The organism is Dyella sp. C9 (genome assembly GCF_003332825.1).
Taxonomy (GTDB): domain Bacteria; phylum Pseudomonadota; class Gammaproteobacteria; order Xanthomonadales; family Rhodanobacteraceae; genus Dyella.
This window is the reverse complement of the sequence record NZ_QIRF01000004.1, coordinates 286071-311055: the sequence shown is the minus strand read 5'-3', so window position 1 is coordinate 311055 and position 24985 is coordinate 286071. Positions and strand designations below refer to the sequence as shown.

At 67.3% G+C, this 24985-nt stretch carries 23 protein-coding genes; 15 read left to right on the top strand and 8 right to left on the bottom strand.

Features of this window, described 5'->3' with window-relative positions; translation table 11 throughout:
- The first annotated feature begins 58 nt into the window (after nt 1-58).
- Both DVU99_RS08225 and DVU99_RS08220 read left to right on the top strand, forming a co-directional pair.
- Nucleotides 59-760 (top strand): type 1 glutamine amidotransferase domain-containing protein, encoded by a 702-nt coding sequence (locus DVU99_RS08225; RefSeq protein WP_114239722.1) that lies wholly within the window; start codon nt 59-61, stop codon nt 758-760.
- 34 nt (nt 761-794) lie between these two features.
- Nucleotides 795-1898, top strand: coding sequence for an NADH:flavin oxidoreductase/NADH oxidase (locus tag DVU99_RS08220; protein WP_114239721.1), 1104 nt, complete (start codon nt 795-797; stop codon nt 1896-1898).
- A 15-nt stretch (nt 1899-1913) separates the two neighbouring features.
- Here DVU99_RS08220 and DVU99_RS08215 read toward each other — a convergent pair whose 3' ends face one another.
- Nucleotides 1914-3047: an FUSC family protein gene (locus DVU99_RS08215; RefSeq protein WP_232823509.1), complete on the bottom strand. Its 1134-nt coding sequence runs from the start codon at nt 3045-3047 to the stop codon at nt 1914-1916.
- On the bottom strand, nt 3044-3991 hold the full coding sequence (locus DVU99_RS08210) for a LysR family transcriptional regulator (RefSeq protein ID WP_114239720.1): 948 nt from the start codon (nt 3989-3991) through the stop codon (nt 3044-3046). The genes DVU99_RS08215 and DVU99_RS08210 overlap by 4 nt, the downstream gene beginning before the upstream one ends.
- Before the next feature lie 134 nt (nt 3992-4125).
- Between DVU99_RS08210 and DVU99_RS08205 the strand changes: the two genes are divergently transcribed.
- Genes DVU99_RS08205 through DVU99_RS08190 form a run of 4 tightly spaced genes read left to right on the top strand, consistent with a single transcriptional unit; the run spans nt 4126 to nt 6746 of the window.
- Complete coding sequence (locus tag DVU99_RS08205; RefSeq protein ID WP_114239719.1) at nt 4126-4566, top strand: MarR family winged helix-turn-helix transcriptional regulator; 441 nt, start codon at nt 4126-4128, stop codon at nt 4564-4566.
- A gap of 59 nt (nt 4567-4625) precedes the next feature.
- Nucleotides 4626-5189: an isochorismatase family protein gene (locus DVU99_RS08200; RefSeq protein ID WP_114239718.1), complete on the top strand. Its 564-nt coding sequence runs from the start codon at nt 4626-4628 to the stop codon at nt 5187-5189.
- Between the two features lies 1 nt (nt 5190).
- The gene (locus DVU99_RS08195) at nt 5191-5514 is read left to right on the top strand and encodes a hypothetical protein (protein WP_114239717.1); all 324 of its coding nucleotides are present in this window, start codon (nt 5191-5193) and stop codon (nt 5512-5514) included.
- Nucleotides 5511-6746, top strand: a complete 1236-nt coding sequence (locus DVU99_RS08190; RefSeq protein ID WP_232823508.1) for an MFS transporter — start codon at nt 5511-5513, stop codon at nt 6744-6746. Before DVU99_RS08195 ends, DVU99_RS08190 begins: the two co-directional genes overlap by 4 nt.
- Before the next feature lie 17 nt (nt 6747-6763).
- Here DVU99_RS08190 and DVU99_RS08185 read toward each other — a convergent pair whose 3' ends face one another.
- The 4 genes from DVU99_RS08185 to groES all read right to left on the bottom strand — a co-directional run bounded on the left by DVU99_RS08185 (nt 6764) and on the right by groES (nt 10861).
- Nucleotides 6764-7168, bottom strand: a complete 405-nt coding sequence (locus DVU99_RS08185; RefSeq protein WP_114239716.1) for a GFA family protein — start codon at nt 7166-7168, stop codon at nt 6764-6766.
- Nucleotides 7169-7286: 118 nt separating this feature from the next.
- Nucleotides 7287-8456 carry a Fic family protein gene (locus tag DVU99_RS08180; RefSeq protein WP_114239766.1) on the bottom strand — a complete coding sequence of 390 codons (1170 nt, stop codon included), beginning with the start codon at nt 8454-8456 and terminating at the stop codon, nt 7287-7289.
- A gap of 369 nt (nt 8457-8825) precedes the next feature.
- A complete protein-coding gene (gene groL, locus DVU99_RS08175) occupies nt 8826-10469 on the bottom strand; it encodes a chaperonin GroEL (protein WP_114239715.1) in 1644 nt (547 codons plus the stop codon).
- 98 nt (nt 10470-10567) lie between these two features.
- Complete coding sequence (gene groES, locus DVU99_RS08170; protein ID WP_038623202.1) at nt 10568-10861, bottom strand: co-chaperone GroES; 294 nt, start codon at nt 10859-10861, stop codon at nt 10568-10570.
- Nucleotides 10862-11135: 274 nt separating this feature from the next.
- On the opposite strand from groES, the gene DVU99_RS08165 reads away from it, so the two are divergent.
- From DVU99_RS08165 to DVU99_RS08145, 5 genes are all read left to right on the top strand, one after another.
- A complete protein-coding gene (locus DVU99_RS08165; RefSeq protein ID WP_114239714.1) occupies nt 11136-11792 on the top strand; it encodes a class II aldolase/adducin family protein in 657 nt (218 codons plus the stop codon).
- Nucleotides 11785-12102: a divalent-cation tolerance protein CutA gene (gene cutA / locus DVU99_RS08160; protein ID WP_114239713.1), complete on the top strand. Its 318-nt coding sequence runs from the start codon at nt 11785-11787 to the stop codon at nt 12100-12102. The genes DVU99_RS08165 and cutA overlap by 8 nt, the downstream gene beginning before the upstream one ends.
- Nucleotides 12103-12463: 361 nt before the next feature.
- Nucleotides 12464-13162: an HAD hydrolase-like protein gene (locus DVU99_RS08155; protein WP_114239712.1), complete on the top strand. Its 699-nt coding sequence runs from the start codon at nt 12464-12466 to the stop codon at nt 13160-13162.
- 8 nt (nt 13163-13170) lie between these two features.
- Nucleotides 13171-14496, top strand: a complete 1326-nt coding sequence (locus DVU99_RS08150) for a DUF5690 family protein (RefSeq protein WP_114239711.1) — start codon at nt 13171-13173, stop codon at nt 14494-14496.
- The gene (locus DVU99_RS08145; RefSeq protein ID WP_114239710.1) at nt 14493-15677 is read left to right on the top strand and encodes a TIGR03364 family FAD-dependent oxidoreductase; all 1185 of its coding nucleotides are present in this window, start codon (nt 14493-14495) and stop codon (nt 15675-15677) included. Before DVU99_RS08150 ends, DVU99_RS08145 begins: the two co-directional genes overlap by 4 nt.
- Nucleotides 15678-15680: 3 nt before the next feature.
- Here DVU99_RS08145 and phnF read toward each other — a convergent pair whose 3' ends face one another.
- The gene (gene phnF, locus DVU99_RS08140) at nt 15681-16430 is read right to left on the bottom strand and encodes a phosphonate metabolism transcriptional regulator PhnF (RefSeq protein ID WP_114239709.1); all 750 of its coding nucleotides are present in this window, start codon (nt 16428-16430) and stop codon (nt 15681-15683) included.
- 51 nt (nt 16431-16481) lie between these two features.
- Here phnF and DVU99_RS08135 point away from each other — a divergent pair, with 51 nt between their 5' ends.
- The 3 genes from DVU99_RS08135 (at nt 16482) to DVU99_RS08125 (ending at nt 22693) form a co-directional block, all read left to right on the top strand.
- A complete protein-coding gene (locus DVU99_RS08135; protein ID WP_232823507.1) occupies nt 16482-17663 on the top strand; it encodes an alpha-D-ribose 1-methylphosphonate 5-triphosphate diphosphatase in 1182 nt (393 codons plus the stop codon).
- Between the two features lie 204 nt (nt 17664-17867).
- The gene (locus DVU99_RS08130) at nt 17868-20603 is read left to right on the top strand and encodes a TonB-dependent receptor (RefSeq protein ID WP_114239707.1); all 2736 of its coding nucleotides are present in this window, start codon (nt 17868-17870) and stop codon (nt 20601-20603) included.
- A gap of 74 nt (nt 20604-20677) precedes the next feature.
- Nucleotides 20678-22693 (top strand): tetratricopeptide repeat-containing sulfotransferase family protein, encoded by a 2016-nt coding sequence (locus DVU99_RS08125; protein WP_114239706.1) that lies wholly within the window; start codon nt 20678-20680, stop codon nt 22691-22693.
- A gap of 7 nt (nt 22694-22700) precedes the next feature.
- On the opposite strand, the gene DVU99_RS08120 is transcribed toward DVU99_RS08125, so the two are convergent.
- Complete coding sequence (locus tag DVU99_RS08120; protein ID WP_114239705.1) at nt 22701-24149, bottom strand: PLP-dependent aminotransferase family protein; 1449 nt, start codon at nt 24147-24149, stop codon at nt 22701-22703.
- Nucleotides 24150-24259: 110 nt separating this feature from the next.
- On the opposite strand from DVU99_RS08120, the gene DVU99_RS08115 reads away from it, so the two are divergent.
- Nucleotides 24260-24958, top strand: a complete 699-nt coding sequence (locus DVU99_RS08115; protein WP_114239704.1) for a glutathione S-transferase N-terminal domain-containing protein — start codon at nt 24260-24262, stop codon at nt 24956-24958.
- The last annotated feature ends 27 nt before the right edge of the window (nt 24959-24985 follow it).

The following is a 24985-nucleotide window of genomic DNA, read 5'->3' as shown; positions in this document are numbered from 1 at the left end:
TGCCTGCCATCGGTCACGCGCGCAACGTACTCCCCTTCCCCACGGAGCGAAGTTCCCCATGAGCCACGCCACCAAGATCCTGATGATCCTCACCTCGCACGCATCGATGGGCAACACCGGCCATGCCACCGGCGTGTGGTTCGAGGAACTCGCCACGCCCTACTACGCCTTCATCGACGCCGGCGCCGACGTCGATATCGCATCGATCGCCGGCGGCAGGATTCCGATCGACCCGCGCTCGCTTTCCGCCGAGGGCGAGAACACGCCCAGCGTGGATCGCTTCCGCAAGGACGCCGCCGCGATGAGGAAGATCGAGGCCTCGCACAAGATCGACGAGGTATCGGCCGAGCCGTACGACGCCATCTTTCTTCCCGGCGGCCACGGCACGATGTGGGATCTTCCCGGCAGCGCCCGACTCGCCGAATTGCTCTCGGCGGCGTGGAAGGAAGGCAAGGTGGTCTCCGCGGTCTGCCATGGTCCGGCCGGGCTGGTGAATGCCAAGGACAGCGATGGCGCGCCGCTGGTGAAGGGACGCCGTGTCAGCGCGTTCACCAACCGCGAGGAAGAAGCGGCCGGGCTTACCGCCGTGGTGCCGTTCCTGCTGGAGACGCGCCTGCGTGAACTTGGCGCGCGCTATGAGAAAGGCCCGGACTTCCAGCCGCACGCGGTACGCGATGGCCGCCTGGTCACTGGGCAGAACCCGGCCTCCTCGGAGGAAGTCGCCAGGCTCGTGCTGCAGGCCGTGAACGGCAAGCACTGAATTCACCTCTTTCCACGACTATCCGGAGCTTTCCGTGTCCGCCCTCTTCAGCCCGTTTCGATTGAAAGACGTCACCCTGCGCAACCGCATCGCGGTGCCTCCCATGTGCCAGTACAGCGCCGACGAAGGCGTCACCAACAGCTGGCACTGGGCGCATTACCCCGGCATGGCGCGCGGCGGCGCGGGGCTCGTGATCGTGGAGGCGACAGCGGTTTCGCCGGAGGGCCGCATCACGCCGGCCTGTACCGGCCTGTGGAACGACGCGCAGGCGGAGGGCATGGCGCGCATTGCCGCGTCGATCAAGGCCGCCGGCGCGGTGGCGGGGATCCAGATTGCGCACGCGGGACGCAAGGCCAGCGCCAATCGTCCGTGGGAAGGCGACGACCATATTCCCGCGGGTGATCCGCGCGGATGGCAGCCGATCGCACCGTCGGCCATTGCGTTCGGTGCCAACCTGCCGCGCGTGCCCAGGGCGATGACGCTGGACGACATCGCCCGGGTGAAAGCCGATTTCGTGGCCGCCGCCATGCGCGCCCGCGATGCGGGCTTCGAATGGCTGGAGCTGCATTTCGCACACGGCTATCTCGCGCAGAGCTTCTTCTCGGTGCACTCCAACGCACGCGACGACCAGTACGGCGGCGATCTCGCCGGCCGCAGCCGGTTCCTGCTGGAGACACTGGCCGCCGTGCGCGCCGTGTGGCCCGAACGCCTGCCGCTCACCGCGCGCTTTGGCGTGATCGAGTACGACGGCCGCGACGAGGAGACCTTGGCCGAATCGATCGAGCTGACCCGGCATTTTCGCGAAGGCGGGCTGGACCTGCTCAATGTCAGCGTGGGCTTTTCCATTCCCGATGCCCACATACCGTGGGGTCCCGCCTTCCTTGCGCCGGTGTCCGAGCGTGTGCGCAACGAGGCGCAGTTGCCGGTGGCCTCGTCATGGGGTGTCGATGCGCCGCGCGTCGCCGAGCGGGTGATTGCGCAGCAGCAGATGGATCTGGTCATGATCGGCCGCGCCCATCTCGCCGATCCGCACTATCCCTATCGCGCCGCGCAATACCTGAAGATCGATCGCCCGTCGTGGATCCTGCCGGCGCAATACGCCTACTGGCTGGAGCGCTATCACATGGCGGAGCTCTGAAGCCCCGCCAGGCGGTCAGGACGAACCTCGCCCGAGCAGCCTGGGAAGCTGCGTGCGCCCGGCCATGAACACCGCGCGCGCAAGCAGCAACAGCACGAAGCCCAGCATGATGCCGGCCAGCCGCTCCAGGCCCGGCTGGATGCTGGCATTGGCGTAATGGTCCGGCACCAGCACCACCAGGAAGGCCAGCGCGAACTGCACGCCGACATAGCCCAGCTTGTGCGCGCCATTCTCGATATGGCGGCCGATCGCCACGCCTGCGCACAGGCCCAGCGTGATCAGCACGGGGTCGTGATGGCACACCAGCAGGATGCCCATCGCCAGCAGGCCGCCGAGGCTGCAGCCGAGGAAGCGATGCACCATGCGCGTGGACACCATGTTGCCCGGCGCCTCCACGCTGGCCAGCGGCACGGCCATCACCGCCATGACCGTCACGCCGGCCTGGGTGAGCGTGGGCATGGCGATCCAGTGGGCAAAGCAGGGAATCAACATCGCGGCGACGCCGGCCTGCAGCGCATGCCAGGCGGCCGCGCCGTGCCACCCGCGATACGACGTGGCGGGCTTGGGCAACTGGCCCGGCACCCAGCGGCGCAGCGTGCACGACGAAACAAGACTCACCAGCAGGCTGGCCCCGGTACCCACCAGGATTTCCACCACACGCGAGATCGCGTATGCGCGCGGCGGCAGTTCCTGTGCGCCGAGCGTATCGGCCACGATCATCAGGAAGGTGAGCCCGGTGAACAGCCACGCGTAGGTTCGGCGGCTCACCAGCACCATGTACATGGTGCCGGTCACCACCAGGCCCAGCGCCATGCTGGTCCACACCGGATGCCCGGCGACATGGATGGCCATGGCGTAGCCCGCCAACGCGCCGACCAGCGTGCCCAGTACGCGCAGCGCGGCGCGTTGCATGCTCGTGGACAGATGCGAGCGGATCACCATGTAACCGCTGAAGGCTGCCCAGCCGACATTGCGCGCACCGGCCAGCTGCGCCAGCAGGATCGCCAGCAGCACCGAAGCGACCGCCTCGATCTGGTCGACCAGGCGCGGGCCGGGACGCAACAGCGTCTTCAGGTCGCGCCAGAGTTCGCGGCCGATACGCTGCAGGTCGTTGGCCCAGCGCCGGATGCCACCGGTATCGATGCTCACGACGGCATGCCTTCCTCACCCAGCCAACGTGCACCGGGCCACTGCCCCTGCGCCACCAGCGAGGCGACGCACGCGGACAGTGCCGTCGCCACGTGGCGCGCCGCCTTGCCGGGTGGTTGCGTGGGCGAGGTGGCGATGCCGAGCGTGCGCTTGAGGCCTTCGCCTGCAAACGGCGTGGCACTCAGCCATCCGCGTTGCAGCTCGTCCTGCACCACCGACGCCGGCAGCACGGTGAAGCCGACGCCGGCATGGGCCAGCGATTTCTGCACGGCCATGGCATCGGCTTCGGCAACGACATTCAGCGGACACTGCTGCTGCGCGGCCAGTTCTTCCATCCGCGCGCGAATGACGTGCGCCGCGCTGGGCAACACCAGCGGATGGCCAAGGAACGCCTGCGCATCGATGGGTTGCGTCGGCGACAGCCCGGCACTCGCCGGCCCCACCGCCCACAGCGGTTCCTCCAGCAACGGCTGGGCGCCACTCTCCAGCGGACGCATGGCGTGCTGCACCAGCGCCACGTCCAGTTCACCCGACTGCAGCCACTGCTCGAGTCGTCCGGAATAGCCGCTGACGAAACGCAGGACGATGCCGGGATGACGGGCGCGCACCTTGAGGGTGAGCAGGGCCGCCAGCCGTTCGATCGTGCTCGGCGGCAGACCCACGGTGACCACGCCGGCCAGGGTGTCCTCGTCTGCCGCCAGCGCTTCGCGTGCGCGGTCCAACTGCTCGAGGGCGCGCCGCGCGTAGCCGAGCAGGGTCTGTCCGGCCTCGGTGAGTTCCACGCCCCAGCGCGTGCGCACGAACAGCGCCTGGCCAACCTCTTCCTCCAGCAGGCGAATCTGCCGGGAGACGGCCGGTTGGGCCTGGTCGATCAGGGTCGCGGCCTTGGTCACGCTGCCGGTGGTGGCGACGGTCAGGAACGCCCTCAGCTGACGGACATCCATCGCATTCAAAATAGTTATGGGATGTTGATAAGTATACGACTACAGCATGTATGGAGGCCGGCCCGGCCGTATCGCGGCGATCATCTATGAAGTTTACCTTCGCAGTTAAACTTCACTTCTGCTAACCTCGCGCCATGAACGAGCCCCGCCCTGCCGATGCCGACGCCCTCGCCGCCGACCTGCGCGCCCTGATCGGCAAGCTGCGGCGCCGCCTGCGCGAACAGACCGGGGGCAGCGACTTCAGTCCATCGCAGGTGTCCGTGCTGCTTCGACTGGAAAAGGAGGGGCCGGCCACGGTGTCGGGCCTGGCGCGCGCCGAAGGCATGCGCCCGCAGTCGATGGGCGCAGTGATCGCGCCATTGGAGGCCGCCGGCCTGGTGCGTGGCGCAGCCGATCCCAGCGACGGCCGGCAGACGCTGTATTCGCCCACCCCGACATACCACCAGTGGATCCGCGACGGCCGCGCCGCACGCCAGGACTGGCTGCTGCGCACGCTGCAGGCGCGCCTTACCGACCAGGAGCAGCAACAGCTGGCCGACGCGGTGGCCCTGCTCCGGCGCCTCGTCGACGACTGAAGGCTTGGCATCACCGATGGCCAGGGCCGGCCCGACTCACTCCAACCGGGAGATCTCCAGTGGCTGTCACCACGCTCGACCCACACACCGCCCTGATCGTCGTCGACCTGCAGAAAGGTCTCGCCGGTGCGCCCTTCATGCATCCCTTCGATGCTGTCGTCGCCAACTCCGTGGCGCTGATCGAAGCGTTCCGCGCGCGTGGTCTGCCGGTGGTGCTGGTGAATGTGTCCGGCACGGCGCCCGGTCGCACCGAACGGCCTCGCCCCTCGCTGCCGCAGGGCGAGGACTGGACGGACCTGTTACCCGAACTCAACCGCCAGCCCGGCGACGTCGTGGTGACCAAGACCACCTGGGGCGCATTCGCCAGCACCGACCTGGAAACCCGCCTCAAGTCACGCGGCGTCACCCAGGTGGTGGTGACCGGCGTCGCCACCGGCACCGGAGTGGAATCGACGGCGCGGCAGGCCTATGAGCTCGGCTTCAACGTAACGCTGGCCATCGACGCGATGAGCGACGTGCGGCCCGAAGCGCACGACTACAGCATCGCGCACGTGTTTCCCCGCCTTGGCGAGACCGGCACCACCCAGGCGATCCTCCTACTGCTGCCGGCAAGGACATCCTGAGATGGGCACCCTCGTCGCGTATTTCTTCGGCGGCTTCTTTCTCGCCAATGCATGGCCGCACCTGCTCAGCGGGATGATGGGGCGATCATTCCCTTCGCCATTCGCCAAGCCGCGCGGGCGCGGCCCTTCCTCGCCCACGGTCAACGTGCTGTGGGCGTTTGCCAACCTGGTCTTCGCCTACCTGCTGACCGTGCGCGTGGGTAATTTCCAGTGGCATGACGCGTCCAGCGTCATCGCACTGGGGGTGGGCGCCCTGCTCTGCGCGCTGTACCTTGCGCACCATTTCGGCCAGGTGTTCGAAGGGCGCCAGACCGACCCGGCATGATGCGCTTCACCGGCATGTTCCGGGCGTTGGGCAGCGCCAACTACCGGATCTGGGCCGTCGGTGCCCTGGTCTCCAACATCGGCACCTGGGTGCAGCGCACGGCGCAGTACTGGCTGGTGCTTACCCAGCTCACCCACCACGATGCTTCGGCGGTTGGCCTGGTGATGGCGCTGCAGTTCGCGCCGCAGCTGCTGTTCCTGCCATGGACGGGCTTTGCCGCCGACCACTTCAACCAGCGCCGCCTGCTGATGGCCACGCAGGCGGGCCTGGGCGTGCTCGCGGCCGTGCTCGGCGTGCTGACCATCACCGGCGCGGTGCAGCTGTGGCAGGTGTACGTGTTCGCCTTCCTGTCCGGCAGCGTGGCGGCCTTCGACGGGCCCGTGCGCCAGACCTTCGTGGCCGAACTGGTGGGCGACGCGTATCTGGCCAACGCGGTGGCGCTCAACTCCACCTCGTTCAATGCCGCGCGCATGATCGGTCCCGGCATCGCCGGACTGATGATCGCCTCCATCGGCACCGGCTGGGCGTTCCTGGTGAACGGGCTTTCGTTCGGCGCGGTGTTGCTGTCGCTGGCCTTCCTGCGCACCTCGGCCCTGCATGGCCGCGCCCGCGCCTCGCGCGGCAAAGGCAGCCTGCTGGAGGGATTCCGCTACACCTGGGCGCGCCCCGACCTCAAGGCGATGCTGGTGATGCTGTTCCTGATCGGCACCTTCGGGCTCAACTTTCCCATCTTCATCTCGACCATGGCGGTGTCGGTGTTCCATACCGACGCGCGCGGCTACGGCCTGCTCTCCTCGATCATGGCCATCGGCACCATCGTCGGCGCCCTGCTTGCGGCCAGCCAGGATCGCCCGCGCTTCGAATCGCTGCTGCTGGGCTCGGCGGTATTCGGCCTGGGCTGCACGCTGGCCGCGTTCGCCACCGGCTACGGCTGGTTCGCCGTGACGCTGGTGATCATCGGCGTCTCCGCGCTGGTACTCACCAACACCACCAACAGCCTGATGCAGCTCACCACGGAGCCGGCGATGCGCGGCCGCGTGATGGCGCTGCGCCTGGGCATCGCACTGGGCGGCACGCCGATCGGTGCGCCCATCGTGGGTTGGGTGGCCAACCATGCAGGGCCACGCTGGTCGCTGGGCGTGGGTGCCGCCGCGGGTTTTGCCGCGGCCATCGTCGGCGTGCTCGCCCTGCGCAAGCAGGTGCATCGCGCCACGCCCGCGCCGATGGCGTGATCCATCGGCCCAGCGCGTCAGCGCGGATCCTTCTCGTACACCGCCATGCCGTCCGGCAATTGCACCCAGGCGTGGCGACGGCAGTCGTAGACCGAATCCTGCGGCGGCGGAAACTGCGGATCGGCGAACCCGCCCACCGCCACGCTGACCGATCCGTCGCGCCCTTCCTCGGTGTGGAACAGCGACGTGCCGCAGACCGGACAGAAGCGGAAGCGAAACCGTGAGCCCTGGTCGCCGGTGCGCACGTATTCGGTGGCCGTGCCGGTCACCTCGTAGGGCGCGCGGAAACTCGCCAGCGCCGCGAACACACTGCCGGTGCGTTGCTGGCAGGCCAGGCAATGGCAGACGCCCACGCCCAGCGGTTCGCCGTGCACGCGGATGCTCAGCTGGCCGCAACCACAGGATGCCGTTCGGGTAACCATGCGCGTGTCTCCTCGACGGGATCACCGCTGGCCAGCTTAACGCCGTACCACGGATGAATATCATCACCGCGAGTGCCCGCACCGCCCGAAGTCCCCGTACAGGACTTCAGGGCCCCGATTAGCCCGGAGCTTCCTCCGTGGCCTCACCGGACTCACCGAACAATTCGATGTACGCCTGGTAGCGGAACAGCCGGTTACGGCGATAGCCGGTAGCTTCCTCAAGTATGCCCAAGGCAACCAAACGTGAAACCAGGTTGTTGGCCGCGGTATATGTCGTGGTGGTCAGCAGCTGCACATCGGCCACGGAAACGATAGGACGCTGATATAGATGTTCAAGCAATTTGTGTCCGTTGCCGGCAGCGCGACCAAGGCCTGCGGTGACCTTGGCTCGGTGATCTTCGCGCAAGGCCAGGATGCGGCGGGCGGTTTCAGTCGCTTCGCGGCTGACGCTGGCCACGCCACGCAGGAAGAACGCCAGCCAGCCTTCCCAGTCGCCACTGTCCCGCACGGCCTGGAGGCGTTCGTAATACTCGGCGCGATGCTGCTTGAAGAAGTGCGAAAGATAGAGCACCGGCTTGCCAAGAATTTCGCGCTGACAAAGCAGAAAAGTGATGAGCAACCGGCCAACGCGCCCGTTGCCATCGAGGAATGGGTGAATGGTTTCGAACTGCGCGTGGGCCAGACCGACTTGAACGAGCTGGGGCAACTCGCTGTCGGCATGCAAAAAGGTTTCCAGCGCGCCGAGTGCGACCGGTACTTCGTGTGGAGGTGGCGGCACGAAGCTCGCTTCGTTCAACGAGCAACCGGCGTGCCCGATCCAGTTTTGTGAACGGCGCAATTCGCCTGGCGTCAGCCGCATGCCTCGAACGCCCTGGAGCAACCGCTCGTGAATTTCGCGGATCAGGCGCACCGATACGGGAAGCTCTTCCAGCCGGGCCAAACCGTAGTTCATGGCGTTGACGTAGTTGACCACCTCATCGACATCGCGCGGGCGATCCGGCGCCAAGATATGCGCCTCGGCGGCGAGCAGGTCCTGCAGCGAACTCTGCGTTCCTTCGATCTGGCTGGACAGCACCGCCTCCTTGCGTACGTACATGAAAACAAACAGGTCGGGATTGGGCAGGATTTGGATCGAGCCATCGAGCCGCCCGAGCGCGCGGTCGGCTTGCGACAACAACCCCTGTAGTTCGCCCTCCAGTTGCAGCGACGGCTGTGGCGGCAAGGGCGCGGGATAAAAAGCGCGGTACCCGGCAGGTTGCGCCATGTAGCGCCCGGCGCGGTGGCGCATGGCCTCCGCAGGCAGGGGATGGCCCGGAATATTCATGGGGTGCTGGCTTGCATATAACCGGATTTCCACTCCATATTAAACGCAGCCTATAACACAGGGACCATTTCCCTCCATATACCAGGCAGCCGATAACGTGCGGGCGCTTCGCTCAACGTCGCGCCGGCGTTGATCCCCGCGAGCGGCCCTCCGGGCTTACCGCCCCCGGTCAAGCTAGGTAATACCTGCCGTGGTCTGGTGCCGGCATCGGCGATCCAGGCGGTGCCTGGTTTCGCCATCAAGAAAAGCTCGATGGGTCCGGAAGGAAAAGGATAAAGAAAACCCCGCACAAGGCGGGGTTTTCTCCTGTTGCGTTGCCTGGAAGGCGTGGACTTAGAAGTCCATGCCACCCATGCCGCCCATGCCGCCGGCCGGGCCGTGCGAGTGGGCTTCTTCCTTCTTCGGCACTTCGGTCACGGCCGCTTCGGTCGTGATGATCGAGCCGGCGACCGAGGCCGCGAACTGCAGGGCCGAACGGGTCACCTTGGTCGGGTCCAGGATGCCGAAGGCAATCATGTCGCCGAACTCGCCGGTGGCAGCGTTGTAGCCGAAGTTGCCATTGCCTTCCTTCACCTTGTTGAGGATGACGGACGGCTCGTCGCCGGCATTGGCCACGATGGCGCGCAGCGGGGCTTCCAGCGCACGACGGGTGATGGCGATGCCCAGGTCCTGGTCAGCGTTGTGGCCCTTGAGGCCTTCGATGGCCTTGAGCGAACGGATCAGGGCGACGCCGCCGCCCGGGACCACGCCCTCTTCCACCGCGGCACGGGTCGCGTGCAGGGCGTCTTCGACGCGGGCCTTCTTTTCCTTCATCTCGACTTCGGTGGCGGCACCGACCTTGATGACGGCCACGCCGCCGGCCAGCTTGGCCACGCGCTCCTGCAGCTTCTCGCGGTCGTAGTCGGAGGAGGTCTCCTCGATCTGCGCCTTGATCTGCTTGATGCGCGACTGGATGCGCTCGGCTTCGCCGGCGCCGTCGATGATGGTGGTGTTTTCCTTGGTGATCACCACGCGCTTGGCGCGGCCCAGATCGTTGATCGTGGCCTTCTCAAGCTGCAGGCCCACTTCCTCGGAGACGACCTGGCCATTGGTGAGGATGGCGATGTCTTCCAGGATGGCCTTGCGGCGGTCGCCGAAGCCCGGCGCCTTGACGGCGGCGACCTTCACGATGCCACGGATGGTGTTGACGACGAGGGTCGCCAGGGCTTCGCCCTCGACTTCCTCGGCGACGATCAGCAGCGGCTTGCCAGCCTTGGCGACGGCCTCGAGGACCGGCAGCAGCTCGCGCACGTTGGAGATCTTCTTGTCGTGGATCAGGATGAACGGGTCATCCAGCTCGACCTGCTGCGAAGCCTGGTTGTTGATGAAGTACGGCGACAGGTAGCCGCGATCGAACTGCATGCCCTCGACGACGTCGAGCTCGTTCTCCAGGCCCGAGCCTTCCTCGACGGTGATCACGCCTTCCTTGCCGACCTTCTTCATCGCGGTGGCGATGATGTCGCCGATGTCCGAATCGGAGTTGGCGGAGATGGTGCCGACCTGGGCAATGGCCTTGTCGTCAGCGGTCGGGTTGGAGAGCTTCTTCAGCTCGGTGACCGCGGCGTTGACGGCCTGGTCGATACCGCGCTTGAGGTCCATCGGGTTCATGCCGGCGGCAACGGCCTTGAGGCCTTCCTGGATGAACGCCTGGGCCAGCACGGTGGCGGTGGTGGTGCCGTCGCCTGCGACGTCGGAGGTCTTGGAAGCGGCTTCCTTGACGATCTGCGCGCCGATGTTCTCGTACTTGTCGGCCAGTTCGATTTCCTTGGCCACGGACACGCCGTCCTTGGTCACGGTCGGGGCGCCGAAGCTCTTTTCGAGCACCACGTTGCGGCCCTTCGGACCCAGGGTGACCTTGACCGCATTGGCCAGGGTGTTCACACCCTTGAGCATGCGCGCGCGGACGTCTTCGCCGAAGCGGACTTCTTTAGCTGCCATAAAATTTTTGCCTCAAAAATTTTGATTAAGAATGGGAAAGCTTGCGAAAGGGGTTGCTACAGAGCGCGGCTATCGCGCTAAAACCCCCGTGGGCCTAATCAGCCTTCAATCACAGCCACGATGTCGTCTTCCTTCAGGAAGACCAGCTCTTCGCCGTCGATCTTGATTTCCTGGCCGGCGTACTTGCCGAACAGCACGGTGTCGCCTTCCTTCACCGACATCGGACGGACCTTGCCGTCTTCCAGGATGCGGCCGGCACCGGCAGCGATGACCTTGCCGCGGGTCGGCTTCTCGGTGGCGCTGTCGGGGATGACGATGCCGCCAGCGGAAACGCGCTCTTCTTCGAGACGCTTGACGATGACGCGATCGTGCAGCGGACGCAGTTTGCTCATGGATGGGCTCCAGCTTGGTTGATTGGGTGGAACAAAAAGGATTACCCCGGAGTGGCGCCTGGCTTGGCGCGTTGCTAGCACTCCTGGTAGGTGAGTGCCAATTCTAACGACGCAAAGCCCCCCTGCAAGTGGGGCCGCTCCGGTGGCTGAAAGCAGCAATGGGGGAGCCCCTACACGCTTTCAAGGCCGCCGGTACAGGAAATCCCACCCTATCGACAGCGGATGTCGCCACGGTGACCATGGCGCCACCCCAATCAGCGGACCGGCGGCAGGCGTGAGCGAGGAACAGACACTGCGCGAGGATATCGTGGTCCAGGCACGGCGGCTGGGCCCCAGCGGCCTCAGCCAGGGCACCTCGGGCAACCTAAGTGCCCGCCACGCCGAGGGTTTCCTGATCACACCGAGCGGCATGCCGTACGAGGCGCTGACCCCGGCGGACCTGGTCTGGGTGGATCGGGAGGGCGGCTACCGGCACCGCCTGCGCCCTTCCAGCGAGTGGCGCTTCCACCGCGACGTGTACGCCGGCCGCCCGGACGTGGCCGCCGTGGTGCACGTGCACCCGCCCCACGCGACCGCCCTGGCGATGTGCCGCATGGCCATTCCGCCGGCCCACTACATGATCGCGGTGGGCGGCGGCGACTCCATCCGCTGCGCGGACTACCACACCTACGGCACCCAGGCCCTGTCCGACGCGGTGCTGCAGGCACTGGAGGGGCGCCTGGCCTGCCTGATGGCCAACCACGGCATGCTGGCCGTGGGCAGCAGCCTGGCGCAGGCCATGTGGCGCGCGATCGAGGTGGAAACCCTGGCCCAGCAATACGCGCTGGCCCTGCAGGTGGGCAAGCCGGTACTGCTCACCGACGAGGAGGTCACGCAGGTGCTGGAAAAATTCGCCAACTACGGCCTGATGTCGCCCCGTTCCGATGCCTGATTCCGTGCTGATCTGCTACTGCACCTGTCCCGATGCCGGCTCGGCCCGCACCCTGGCGGAGGCGCTGGTGGGCGAAGGCCTGGCCGCCTGCGTGAATCGCCTGCCCGGCGTGCAGTCCACCTACCGCTGGAAGGGCGAAGTGGTCACCGACAGCGAAGAGCTGCTGATGATCAAGACCACCACCGCCCGCTTCCCCGCTCTCAAGGAGCGCCTGCTCGCGCTGCACCCCTACGAGCTGCCCGAACTGATCGCGGTGCCGGTGGCGCAGGGGCACGAGGCCTATCTCGACTGGGTGCGCGACCCGGGCTGAGCGTCGGCGGAAGTCGGCAGAAGGTTGCCCGCGATCTTCGGTCGATTTCGCCACAGGGCATTTCCCCCTCACCGTCTTTTCTCCCTCACCGTCATCCCCGCGAAAGCGGGGATCCAGCGACTTTGGCTTTATTTCGGAGCTGAAAGGCACTGGATCCCCGCTTTCGCGGGGATGACGGTGAGGTCACGCTGCCCGCACTGAGCTCGTGAACGGGTTCTGGCGAGAGCGGCACGCCGATTCCGGAACGCGCGCCACGCCCCACCCCAACGATTGACTAGACAGTCCGCCCCGGCTGTCGGTGCCCGCGTCACGGGCGCGCCATCGCCGCTCGTCAGCATGCCTTCCCATCACGGGAGGCGATATGACGTTCCAACTGGCGGTTTTCGACATGGCGGGCACCACGGTGCACGATCCGGACCTGGTGGCGCTCGCGCTGCACGACGCGCTGGCGCAGGCGGGATGCCACGCGACCCTGCCCGAGCTGCGCGCGCTGATGGGCTACACCAAGCCCGCCGCCATCCGCAGCATGCTCGCCGCGCACGATCTGCCCGCGGACGATGCGCAGGTGGCGCAGGTGCACGACGACTTCGTGCAGCGCATGCTCGACTGCTACCGCACGCACGAGGCCGTGCGGCCGATGAGCGGGGCCGAGGAGACGTTCGCCTGGCTGCGCCATCGCGGCATCAAGGTGGCGCTCAACACCGCCTTCTCGCAGGACATCGCCGAGTGCCTGATCGAACGCTTCGACTGGCGCCGGCGCGGGCTGATCGATGCCGCCACCTCGGCTGACCGCGTGGAGCACGGGCGCCCCGCGCCGGACATGATCCGCGCGCTGATGGCCGAGTGCGGCGTCACCGATGCAGCACGGGTGATCAAGGTCGGCGATACCGAAGTGGACATCCGCGAGGGCCGGGCCGCGGATTGCGGCCTGGTGGTCGCAATGACCACCGGCGCCTACACCCGTGCGCAGCTGCAGGCCCACCAGCCCGACGCCGTGCTGGACAGCCTGCACGAACTGCCCGCGCTGCTGGGCCGTGCCGGCCGCTCGGACGTGGCCTGAGGCCTGCCATGGAACGCATGCCCTCGTCCCGGCGCCCCGCATCGGCGTGGTCCACCACCCTGCTGCCGCTGGTTGCCGGCTTCGCCGCGTTCTGCACGTACTCGTGCATGTATGCCTTCCGCAAACCGTTCAGCGCGGCCAGCTACGAAGGCATGAGCTGGCTGGGCGTGGACTACAAGATCTGGCTGGTGATCGCCCAGGTGCTGGGCTACGCGCTGAGCAAGCTGTGGGGCATCCGCCTGGTACCCGAACTGCAGACCTCGCGCCGCGCCCACACCATCCTCTGCCTGATCGGACTGTCGTGGCTGGCCCTGCTCGGCTTCGCGCTCGCGCCACCGGTGCCCGGCATCGTGTTCCTGTTCCTCAACGGCCTGCCGCTGGGCATGGTGTGGGGCCTGGTGTTCGGCTACATCGAGGGACGCCAGGCCACCGAGCTGATGGGCGCGATCCTCGCCTCCAGCTTCATCTTCGCCTCGGGCCTGGTCAAAGGCGTGGGCAAGGCCATGCTGCTGGCCGGCGTCAGCGACCACTGGATGCCCTTCCTGGTCGGGCTGGCGTTCGTGCCGCCGCTATTGTTGTCGCTGCGCGTGCTCAGCCGGCTGCCGCCGCCCAGCGCCGAGGACATCGCCGCACGCGCACCGCGCGGCCGCATGGATCGTGCGGCACGCCGGCAGTTCGTGCGCCGCTTCCTGCCCGGCCTGCTGCTGATCGTGCCGCTGTACGTGCTGCTGACCGTGCTGCGCGACTTCCGCGAGAACTTCGACACGGAGATCTTCCGCGACCTCGGCTTTGGCCGCAGTGCGGTAGTGTTCGGCGAAGTGGATACGCCCATCGGCATCGGCGTGCTGATGCTCACCGCCTCGCTGACCCTGGTGCGCGACAACATGCGCGCCTTCATGCTCAACCACGCGCTGATCGGCGGCGGCCTGTGCTGCGCCGGGTTGAGCACCGTGCTGTTCATGCACCGCGAGCTGCCGCCGCTGAGCTGGATGACCCTGGTCGGCTTCGGGCTTTACCTCGCCTACATACCGCTCAACGGCATGTTCTTCGAGCGCCTGATGGCCACCTTCCGCATCGCCGGCACCGCGTCGTTCGTGATGTACATCGCCGATGCCTCCGGCTACATGGGCAGCGTGGCGGTGTTGCTGGCCAGGCAGTTCCTCGCCCTGCAGCTCAACTGGACGCAGTTCTTCGAACGCGCCGTGCTCGTCAGCAGCGTGGCCGGCCTGGTGCTGATCGCGCTGGCCGCACGCTGGTTCTGGCTGCACGGCCGCCAGAACCGGCATGCACCCGAATCGTTGTCACCCCTTGAGATGGAAAGCAGCCGCTTATGAGCAAGTCGCAAACACGCACCGCGATCGTCGTCGGCGCAGGCATCGTCGGCCTGGCCATGGCCCGCGCACTGGCGGAGGCCGGTTACCAGGTCACCGTCTTCGACCGGCACGAGCGCGCCGTGGGCGCGTCGGTGCGCAACTTCGGCACGATCTGGCCGATCGGCGTGTCCAATGGCCCGCTGTACGAACGCGCCCTGCGCTCGCGCGAAGTGTGGCGCGAGTTCTGCGACGCCACCGGCACCTGGTACGCGCCCAGCGGCAGCCTGATGGCCGCGTTCCATGACGACGAGTGGGCGGTGATGAACGAGTACGCCGCCATGAACGAAGGCATCCGCCCATGCCGCACGCTGGATGCCGCGCAGGTGCGCGGCCATGCGCCGGGCGTGCAGCAGCAGGGCCTGCGCGGCGCGCTGCTGAGCACCGACGAGCTGGTGGTGGATCCGCGCGAAGCGATCCGCAACCTGCCCGCCTGGCTCACCGAGCGCTACGGCGTCACCTTCCTGTGGCGCCAGGCGGTGACCCGCATCGAGCACCCGTGGGTGTGGAGCGGCCGTCGCCGTTACGGCGCGGACGTCATCTACATTGCCAGCGGCACCGACTTCGAGACGCTCTACCCGGAGCTGTTCGAGCGCCTTGCCATCACCAAGTGCAAGCTGCAGATGCTGCGACTGGAAGCGCAGCCCTCCACCTTCCAGCTGGGCCCGGTGGTCTGCGGCGGACTGACCATGGCGCACTACAACGGCTTCCATGCCACGCCCAGCATCGGCAGGCTGCGCCAGCGCCTGGCCGAGCAATACGCTGACCTGATGGCGCTGGGCATCCACGTGATGGCGGCGCAGAACGGGCTGGGCGAGATCACCATCGGCGACTCGCACGAGTACGCGCACACGCTCGAGCCGTTCGACGAGAGCGCGATCAACCGCAAGATCGTCGACTACCTGCGCAGCGTGCTCGACCTTCCCAGCTGGAACGTCAGGCAGAGCTGGCACGGCTGCTACGCCAAGCTCACCGACGGCCAGCGCAGCGAACTGGTGCTGGAGGCGGAACCCGGCGTGACCATCGTCAACGGCGTCGGTGGCGGCGGCCTGGGCATGACGCTGTCGTTCGGCCTGGCCGAGGAAGTGGTGGGCGGCCGGCTGCGCGCCGAGACGCTCGAAACCGCCGCGGTGGCCGCCGGCTGATCCTCAGCGTTCGCTGGTGGACAGCACCAGCTGCACGCGCTCCGCGGCGAAACAGGTCAGTCCGTACTGCACGGGCTGATTGTTTCCGTCCACGTTGAGCGACTCCACCTCCAGCACCGGCAGCTCCGGCGACTGGTCCAGCACACCCGCGGTGGCCGGGCCGGCAAGGCGCGCGGTCACGCGGGTGTAGCTGCGGAAGTAGTCCGTGATGCCGAACTCCGCCAGCGTGCGGCTCACCGAGCCGGTGCGCTGGAACACCTCGTCGAGCCGCGGAAAACGCCTGGCCGGAAACCAGGCCTGGCCGTGGTCGAGCACGCGCCCTTCCGCATAGGCCGACGACTCGATCCACCACGCTCCCTCGCCGCGCGCCAGCGCCAGTGACTCGGCCACCCGCTGCGGCGGCGTGACCAGGGCGGTGCCCAACACCTTGTTGCCGGAACTCACATTGAGGTTGTGCATGTTGCGGCTGAAGCTGGTGCGACGCCCGATCGGGTAGTCGTAGCACTCCTCGCGCACGCGCAGGCCACGCGCCGGATCGCCGTGGATCACGCCACGCTCCTCCAGCGCATCCAGCGCGCGCCGCACGGTGTGCCGATTGACGTTGAACTGGCGCGCAAGCTCCAGCGCGGAAGGCAGCCGCACGCCACCGCGGAGCTGTCCGCTGCGGATCTGCTGCAGCACCTGCTGCTCGATCTGTCGCCACACCGGCACGTCACGCGAGCGGTCGGGCGGTTGGAAAGGGATTGCCATCATTCCTGCATGTTCCTCACACAGACTGACGATGGGTTGAAACGGAACACGAGTATGGGCAGGCCAGTTTTCGCCGGGATGACATCGCTGAAGGAGCGTTCATGGTGCATCGCAAAGGCGCGCCTGGTGCTCGGCGACCGGGTGGTGACGGGTGGCGTGGAAATCCATGATGGCCTGATCGCAAGCACCTGGAGCGGCGACGAACATCCGCGCAACGCCATCGACTTCGACGGCGACTACCTGATCCCGGGACTCATCGAGCTGCATACGGACAACCTCGAGAAACACCTCTTGCCGCGCGCCGGCGCGGCATGGCCGGCGCTACCGGCGATGCTGGCCCACGACGCGCAGCTGCTCGCCGCCGGCATCACCACCGTGCTCGATGCCCTGTCGCTGGGCGACCTGGAGGAAGACGGCGGCCGCACTCGCACGCTGCGCGACGCGCTCGACGCTCTGGACGAAGCGCGCGACCACCACCTGCTGCGCAGTGAGCACTACCTGCACCTTCGCTGCGAACTGAGCTGGCCCGGCCTGCTGGAACTAGCCGAGCCGCTGTTGACCCGCGCCGACCTGCGCCTGCTCTCGCTGATGGACCACACGCCCGGCCAGCGCCAGTACCACGACGTGCGCCAGTACCGCAGCTACTACAGCCGCAACGGCATCACCTGGAGCGACGAGGAATTCACTGCCGTACTGGAGGAACGCCGCGCGCAGCAGTCCCTGCACCGCGACGAACAGATGGCCGGCGTGATGCGGCTGGCGCGACGCCACGGCGTGCTGGTGGCCAGCCACGACGACACCGATGTCGCCCATGTGGACGAGGCCGTCGCGGTCGGCGCGCGCATCAGCGAGTTCCCCACCACGCTGGCGGCCGCACAGGCGGCGCGAGAGCAGGGCCTGCACATCGTGGCCGGCGCCAGCAACCTGGTGCGCGGTGGCTCGCATGCAGGCAACGTGGCGGCGATCGCCCTGGCGCGCGCCGGCTGCCTGGACATCCTGTCGTCGGACTACATGCCCACCAGCCTGCTGCAGGGCGCCTTCATCCTGCACGAGCAGGCGGGCTGGACGCTGCCGGAGGCGATTGCCACGGTGACCTCCACCCCCGCCGACGTGCTGGGCTTCGACGATCGCGGCCGGCTCGACCCAGGCTTGCGCGCCGACCTGCTGCGCGTGCGGCTGCATCGCTCGCAGCCGGTGGTCCGCTCGGCCTGGGTGGCGGGCACGCAGCGGCTGTAAGTTCATATGGGCGGCCAAACGACGAGGACGCCGCACGATATCCGTGAGCGTTAACGCGTCGGCGGCCTGCTCCAGGGCATAGACAACCGCGCAAGCTTGCCTAGTCCGGGTCACTGGCCGTTCATTCCGCCCCCCTAGCCTCCCCGCATCGCAGCACTAGGCCTGCCGACGCCGTTCGGCTTCCAAACCCTTGGGGAGATAGTCTTGAAGATCAATCCAATCACTTGCGCGGTGCTTGCCGCGCTTGCGGTCACTCGCGTGTCCTATGCCGGCGAAACCGACCAGCCCGCCACCCAGCCGTCGGCGGCGCAGGCACCGGCCACCGACGCGACGCCTGCCCAGCAGGGTCCGTCGGCCACGGAAGCCTCGGCCTCCACGCTGGGCGCGATCACCGTGACGGCCCAGCATGCCAACGAGGACATGCAGGACGTGCCGATCACCATGCAGGCATTCACCGGCAACACGCTGCAGCAGCTGAACGTAAATACTTTCGACGACCTCATCAAGTACCTGCCCAATGTGACGTTCGCCGCGAACGGGCCGGGCCAGGGCAACATCTACATGCGCGGTCTGAGCACCGGCTTCCTCGGCAACCAGTCGAGCGCGTCGATCGCGCCGTTCCCGAATGTCGCCGTGTATCTCGACGACCAGTCGATGCAGTTCCCCGCGCGCAATCTCGATGTGTACATGGTCGACATGGAGCGCGTGGAAGTCCTTGAAGGCCCGCAGGGCACGTTGTTCGGCGGTGGCGCCGAGGCCGGCGCGGTGCGCTACATCACCAACAAGCCCAACCTGGACAAGGTCAGCGGCAACGTGGAGGCCAGCACTGGCGTGACCGCGGGCGGCGCGGCCAACAACTCGGCCAACGCCGTGCTCAACCTGCCGATCATCCCGGGCACCTTCGCGCTGCGCGGCGTGATCTACAACGACCATCAGGGCGGCTACATCGACAACGTGCCGAGCACCTTCACCCGCAACAACAACGATGGGGGCAACTTCTACGCCAACATCAAGCCGACCGGCGGCCTGTGCCCGAACGGCCAGGGCACCAGCACCGGCTATTGCGCAGTGCCAGGCAGCCCGGTGGCCAACAACTACGCCGTAGCACAGAAGGACTGGAACCCGGTGGACTACCAGGGTGCCCGCCTGTCCGCGCTCTACAAGATCAATGACGACTGGAACGTACTGATCGCGCAGAGCTACCAGGAAATGGATGCGCAGGGCCAGTCATCGACCTACCCGGTGGGTTCGGATGGCCAAACCCTGCAGCCGCTGCAGATCACCGCGTTCGCGCCGGCCTGGGACAAGGACCGCTACTCCAACACCGCGTGGACCTTGAACGGCAAGCTCGGCGACGTTTCGATGGTGTACACCGGCGGCTATACCGATCGCCACATCAGCGAACAGCAGGACTACACCAACTACGCGCGCAGCGTCGGCGGCTGGTACTACAGCTGCACCGGCGGCTCGGGCCTGGGCGCGGGCACCAAGCCCACCTGCTATTCGCCGATCGGCTACTGGAACGACCAGGTCAACAGCACCCACCAGAGCCACGAGCTGCGCTTCAGCACGCCGGACGACAGCCGCCTGCGCGCCATCGGCGGCCTGTACTTCGAGGATTTCAAGATCCTCGACGACATGAACTTCAACTACAAGACGATCCCGTCCTGCACGCCGGGCAACCTCGCCACGGCACTGGCTGGCGGCGCTCCGTGCGTGGCCAATGTCGCGCCGTATCCGGGCACCGCACAGATGGACTCCAGCGTACGCAGTGACAGCACCGCCTTCGGCGAAGACGAGCAGCGCGGCTATCGCCAGGTCGCGGCGTTCGGCTCGGTGTCCTATGACATCATCGCCGACGTACTGACCGCCACCGCCGGCACCCGCTACTACCACTACTCCGAGTACCAGCGCGGTTCGCAGTACGCCACCGGCTCCAACTGCGTGAACGTGCCCAACGGCCAGTGCACCGGCGGCGATGCCACCAGCATGACGGCGGAGAACCTCAACGCCAGCTACCACGGCTTCCGCAGCCGCGCGAACCTGGTATGGCACATCTCGCCGGACGCGATGGTGTACTACACCTTCTCGCAGGGCTTCCGCCCGGGCGCCTTCAACCGCACCACCAAGGAAGTGGCCAAGGGCGTGGATGGCCCGCAGTACCAGAAGCCGCTCAGCTACGCGCCCGACTCGCTGACCAACAACGAGATCGGCTTCAAGACCACCTTCTTCGACGACCGCCTGCTGCTCAATGGCTCGCTGTACCACATGCAGTGGAACAACGTGCAGATGCAGTTCTTCAACCCGCTGGTGTTGGGCAATACCACCTTCGGCGTCAACGGCCCCGACTACAAGGTGGATGGCCTGGAACTGCAGTTCGAGGGCCGCATCACCGACGGCCTGACCCTGATGGGCTCCGGTTCGTTCAACCGTGCCAAGCAGACCAACTCGCCGTGCCTCGTGGGCAACATCCCGAACACGCCGTCCTACGGCGCGTGCATCACCGAGGTGGTCGAGGCCGGTCTGGGCGTGCAGCCGTTCCAGAACCCGTTCGGCGAGGCAGGCAGCGAGCCGGCATTCTCGCCCCGCTCGCAGTTCAACCTGCGTGCCCGCTATGACTGGATCTTCAACGGCGGCTACAAGGCTTTCGCGATGGTCGGCGCCAGCCACACCGGCTCGATGTACAACCAGCCGGCGACCTACCCCAGCGGCGAAGGCGTGCTGTACCCGACCACCGTGGACTTGCGCTACCTGCAGGCGGCCTACACCACCTACGACGCCTCAGTGGGCGTCGCCAAGGACGCCTGGAACCTGTCGCTCTACGGCACCAACCTGAGCAACAGCCACGCCAGCGTGTTCACCTCGTCGGCGCAGTTCATCGAGTCGCAGGTGCCGCTGCGCCCGCGCGTGGTCGGCGTGAAGTTCGGCTACACGTTCTGACATCTGGCCGTCGCAGGCCGGCCGCTAGCATGGGGTGGGCGCAAGCCCACCCCTTACCGCTTCCAAGACCACGCATGAACGCCGCACTCGATCCGGTCCGTCATTCCATCGAACAACAGGTCCAGCAGCTGCGCCAGCTGCACAGGGAAGGCCAGTACGGTCAGGCGCTGGCATTGGCCCAGGCCGTGCGACCCGAGGTGCCGGAAAATCGCGACGTGCTGTATTTCGTCGCCCGCAGCCAGCGCTACCTCGGGCGCATCGACGACGCCCTGCACACGCTCAACGAACTCGAACGCCTGCACGCCGGCTTCAGCCGCGTGTACGAGGAACGCGGCCACTGCCATGTGGTGCGGAAGGACGCAGCGCAGGCCATCGACCAGTTGCTGCGCGCGGTGAACCTCAACCCCGCCCTGCCTTCCAGCTGGAACCTGCTCGAAGGGCTTTATCGCATCACCGGCGACCCGGCCAACGCGCAGACGGCCGCCTCGCACGTCGCCACGCTCAAGCGCCTGGCGCCCGAAGTAGTGCAGGCCACCAGCCTGCTGGCCGACGGTGAAGCGGGCCAGGCCGAGCAGGTCATCCGGCCCTACCTGCAGCGCGTGGGCAACGACATCGAAGGCATGCGCGTGCTCGCCCGCATCGGCATGGCGCGTGACGTGCTCGACGACGCCGACCTGCTGCTGGCGACCGTGCTGCAGCTCGCACCCGATTACCACGCCGCACGCTTCGATTACGCCAAGGTGCTGTTCGAGCGCCACCTGTACCAGCGTTGCTGCGAGGAAATGCAAACCCTGCTGGCCACGGATCCCGGGCATCTCGATTACCGCGCGCTGTATGCCAGCGCCAGCGTCGGGCTGGGCGAGCACGAGCGCGCCATCGCCTTGTACCGTGCATTGCTGCAGGAAGTGCCCGATGCGGCGGAACTGCACCTGTCGCTGGCCCATTCGCTCAAGACGCAGGGGCGCCAGGACGAGGCCGTTTCCTCGTACCGCGCCGCCATCGCCGCGCGCCCGGGCTTTGGCGACGCCTACTGGAGCCTGGCCAACCTCAAGACCTACCGCTTCACCGCGCAGGAGATCGACGGCATGCGCGCGCATGAGGCCGCCGCGTCGACGCCGATGGTGGATCGCTACCACCTGTGCTTCGCGCTGGGCAAGGCGCTGGAGGACCAGGGCGAGCATGCCGGATCGTGGCGGCACTACGCCCAGGGCAATGCGCTCAAGCGTGCCGAGAGCCAGTACCGCGCGGAGATCATCGAGACCAATACGCGCCAGCAGATCGCGGTATGCACCCGCGAGTTCTTCGCCGCCCGCGCCGGCGTCGGCGATGCCGGCCCCGATCCCATCTTCATCGTCGGCCTGCCGCGTGCGGGCTCCACCCTGCTGGAACAGATCCTGGCTTCGCACTCCCAGGTGGACGGCACCCAGGAGCTGGCGGACATTCCGCGCATCGTGCTGGACCTGCAGGGCCGCGAGCCGGACTTCGAGCATCCACGCTACCCGGGCGTGCTGGCCGAGCTGCAAGCGGACGACTTCCGCCGGCTCGGCGAGCAGTACCTGCGCGAGACGCGCATCTATCGCGGCGACGCGCCCCGCTTCATCGACAAGATGCCGAACAACTTCCGGCACCTGGGCCTGATCCACCTGATGTTTCCCAACGCGCGCATCATCGATGCGCGCCGCGAACCGATGGCCTGCTGCTTCAGCAACCTCAAGCAGCTGTTCGCCACCGGCCAGGAATTCAGCTACAGCATGGAAGACATCGCGCGCTACTACCGCACCTACCTCGAGCTGATGCAGCACTGGGACGCGGTGCTGCCCGGCCGCGTGCTGCGCGTGCACCACGAGGACGTGGTCGACGACCTGGAGGGCAACGTGCGGCGCGTGCTCGACTTCTGCGGCCTGCCGTTCGAGCAGGCCTGCCTGGACTTCCACCAGACGGCGCGCAGCGTGCGTACGGCCAGCTCCGAACAGGTGCGCCGACCGATCTTCCGCGACGGCCTCGACCAGTGGAGCAAGTACGCCGCGCAGCTGGAGCCGCTCAAGGCCTTGCTCGGCGACGCGCTGCAGCGCTATCGCGACAACCCCTGAGCCCCCCTCAGCGCGGCCGGTGCGCCTCCAGCACGCGGCCCAGCACGCGCACTGCTTCGTCCATGCGTTCGGCCGGCTGCACGCCCAGGCCGAACAGCAGGCCATGCGGTGCGACGCCGCCGACCGCGCTGTCGTCCAGCGACTCGACGCGCAGGCCTTCGCGCGCCGCCTCGTCCACCACGGTGCGCGCCGGCACCGGCCAGCGCAGTCGCGCGGCGACATGCAGCCCGGCCTCGACGGGTATCGGCGCCAGCGCATCCCCGGCGTGGCGCGCCAGGGCCTGCAGCAGGGCGTCGCGGCGATCGGCGTAGACGCGCCGCATCCTGCGCACGTGGCGGGCCAGGTGGCCCTCGGCAATGAACAGCGCCAGCGTGTCCTGCGCGAGCACGTCGCCATGCCAGTCGTTGAGCTGCCGCGCGCGCGCCAGCGCTCCCAGCGCCCACGGCGGCGTGACCACGTAGCCCAGGCGCAGCGCGGGAAACAAGCTCTTGGAGAAGGTGCCCACGTAGAACACCACGCCATCGCGATCGAGCGTCTGCAGTGCATCCAGCGGGCGCTCGCCGTAGCGGAACTCGCTGTCGTAGTCGTCCTCGATCACCACCGCACCATGGCGCCGCGCGAATTCCAGCAGTGCCAGCCGCCGCGAGGGCGACATCGCCACGCCCAGCGGGCTCTGGTGCGAGGGCGTCACGTAGATCACCCGCGTGCTCGGCGGCAGGCGCTCCACCACCAGCCCCTCATCGTCCACCGGCACCGGCGCCACGCGTGCGCCAGCCAGTTCAAAGGTGCGGCGCAGCGGCCCGTAGCCGGGATCCTCCATCGCCAGCATGGTCTGCCCCGGCACGATCAGGATGCGCGCCAGCAGGTCGAATGCGTGCTGGGCGCCATTGGTCACCACGATGTCCTCGGCGCTGCAGCTCACCGCGCGCGCAAACGACACATGCCCCGCGATCGCCTCGCGCAGCGCGCGACGCCCCACCGCCGAGTCGTACAGCGCCGGCTCGCGCGACAGCGCGCGCAAGGCACGCGCGGACAGGCGGCGCCAGACTTCATAGGGAAACTGCGAGGCATCGGGGACGCAGGCGCGCAGGTCATGGCGCATCGGCGGCTGTTCGCACATCGGCCGCGGCACGGTGGCATCGCGCCAGTGCGGATGCAGGCGGTGATCCCCGCCTTCGGCCGCCCGAGGCGAGGCTTCGCGCGAGGGCACCACGGCGGCGACGCGGTAGCCCGCGCCCTGCCGCGCGGCGAGATAGCCTTCGCTGAGCAGGCGGTCGTAGGCCGAGACCACCGTGTTGCGCGACAGGCCCAGCGACTCGGCCAGCGCCCGCGTGGAGGGAAGCGACTGGCCCGCGCGCAGCCGGCCGTCGAGAATGGCGGCACGCAACTGGCCGTGCAGGGCCTGCAAGCGTCCGCGTGCGGGGATATCCAGGGGAAACGCCAGCAAGGGTTCCATGGCAGGCTCCGCGGGGTGCCAACTGGTACCAGGCATTCTCCCATACCTGGATCTTTTTCAAGACCAGTGAAGGGTCCACACTTCGCCTACCCCTTCGCCGGAGCACTGCCATGATCGAGCTGTACTTCGCCGCGACCCCCAACGGCCTCAAGATCAAGCTGTTCCTCGAGGAAACCGGCCTGCCCTACTTCGTCACGCCGGTCAGCCTGAGCAAGGGCGAGCAGTTCCAGCCGGCCTTCCTGGCCATTTCGCCCAACAACAAGATTCCCGCCATCGTCGACCACGCCCCGGCCGATAGCGGCAAGCCGCTGAACGTGTTCGAGTCCGGTGCCATCCTGCAGTACCTGGCGGAGAAGACCGGCCAGCTGATGCCCACGGCCCCGCGCCAGCGCATCGAGGCGCTGGAATGGCTGTACTGGCAGGTGGGCGGACTGGGACCGATGGGTGGGCAGGCCGGGCATTTCCGCGTGTACGCGCCCGAGCCGGTGCCCTACGCCATCGAGCGCTACACCCGCGAGGTCACCCGCCTGTATGGTGTGCTGGACCGCCAGCTGGCCGGCCGCGAGTTCATCGCCGGCGAGTATTCCATCGCCGACATCGCCTGCTATCCGTGGATCGTGCCGCACGAGGCGCACGGCCAGAACCTGGCGGATTTCCCATATCTGGAGCGCTGGTTCATCGCCATCTCGCAACGCCCCGCCACGCTGCGCACTTATGAAGGCGTGGAGAACGCGTACCAGCCGAAACAGGCCTTGTCCGAAGAGGAACGCCGGGTGCTGTTCGGCCAGGGGTCGAAGCCGCAGGCCTGATGCAACGGAAGGATGAAGTCTGCTGAC

Excerpts from the sequence above, each read along its gene's own strand:
- DVU99_RS08225 (WP_114239722.1), top strand. The coding sequence starts at position 59 with ATGAGCCACGCCACCAAGATCCTGATGATCCTCACCTCGCACGCATCG.
- DVU99_RS08210 (WP_114239720.1), bottom strand. The coding sequence starts at position 3,991 with ATGGATGTCCGTCAGCTGAGGGCGTTCCTGACCGTCGCCACCACCGGC.
- DVU99_RS08205 (WP_114239719.1), top strand. The coding sequence starts at position 4,126 with ATGAACGAGCCCCGCCCTGCCGATGCCGACGCCCTCGCCGCCGACCTG.
- DVU99_RS08195 (WP_114239717.1), top strand. The coding sequence starts at position 5,191 with ATGGGCACCCTCGTCGCGTATTTCTTCGGCGGCTTCTTTCTCGCCAAT.
- DVU99_RS08190 (WP_232823508.1), top strand. The coding sequence starts at position 5,511 with ATGATGCGCTTCACCGGCATGTTCCGGGCGTTGGGCAGCGCCAACTAC.
- DVU99_RS08185 (WP_114239716.1), bottom strand. The coding sequence starts at position 7,168 with ATGGTTACCCGAACGGCATCCTGTGGTTGCGGCCAGCTGAGCATCCGC.
- DVU99_RS08180 (WP_114239766.1), bottom strand. The coding sequence starts at position 8,456 with ATGCGCCACCGCGCCGGGCGCTACATGGCGCAACCTGCCGGGTACCGC.
- groL (WP_114239715.1), bottom strand. The coding sequence starts at position 10,469 with ATGGCAGCTAAAGAAGTCCGCTTCGGCGAAGACGTCCGCGCGCGCATG.
- groES (WP_038623202.1), bottom strand. The coding sequence starts at position 10,861 with ATGAGCAAACTGCGTCCGCTGCACGATCGCGTCATCGTCAAGCGTCTC.
- cutA (WP_114239713.1), top strand. The coding sequence starts at position 11,785 with ATGCCTGATTCCGTGCTGATCTGCTACTGCACCTGTCCCGATGCCGGC.
- DVU99_RS08155 (WP_114239712.1), top strand. The coding sequence starts at position 12,464 with ATGACGTTCCAACTGGCGGTTTTCGACATGGCGGGCACCACGGTGCAC.
- DVU99_RS08150 (WP_114239711.1), top strand. The coding sequence starts at position 13,171 with ATGGAACGCATGCCCTCGTCCCGGCGCCCCGCATCGGCGTGGTCCACC.
- DVU99_RS08145 (WP_114239710.1), top strand. The coding sequence starts at position 14,493 with ATGAGCAAGTCGCAAACACGCACCGCGATCGTCGTCGGCGCAGGCATC.
- phnF (WP_114239709.1), bottom strand. The coding sequence starts at position 16,430 with ATGATGGCAATCCCTTTCCAACCGCCCGACCGCTCGCGTGACGTGCCG.
- DVU99_RS08135 (WP_232823507.1), top strand. The coding sequence starts at position 16,482 with ATGGGCAGGCCAGTTTTCGCCGGGATGACATCGCTGAAGGAGCGTTCA.
- DVU99_RS08125 (WP_114239706.1), top strand. The coding sequence starts at position 20,678 with ATGAACGCCGCACTCGATCCGGTCCGTCATTCCATCGAACAACAGGTC.
- DVU99_RS08120 (WP_114239705.1), bottom strand. The coding sequence starts at position 24,149 with ATGGAACCCTTGCTGGCGTTTCCCCTGGATATCCCCGCACGCGGACGC.
- DVU99_RS08115 (WP_114239704.1), top strand. The coding sequence starts at position 24,260 with ATGATCGAGCTGTACTTCGCCGCGACCCCCAACGGCCTCAAGATCAAG.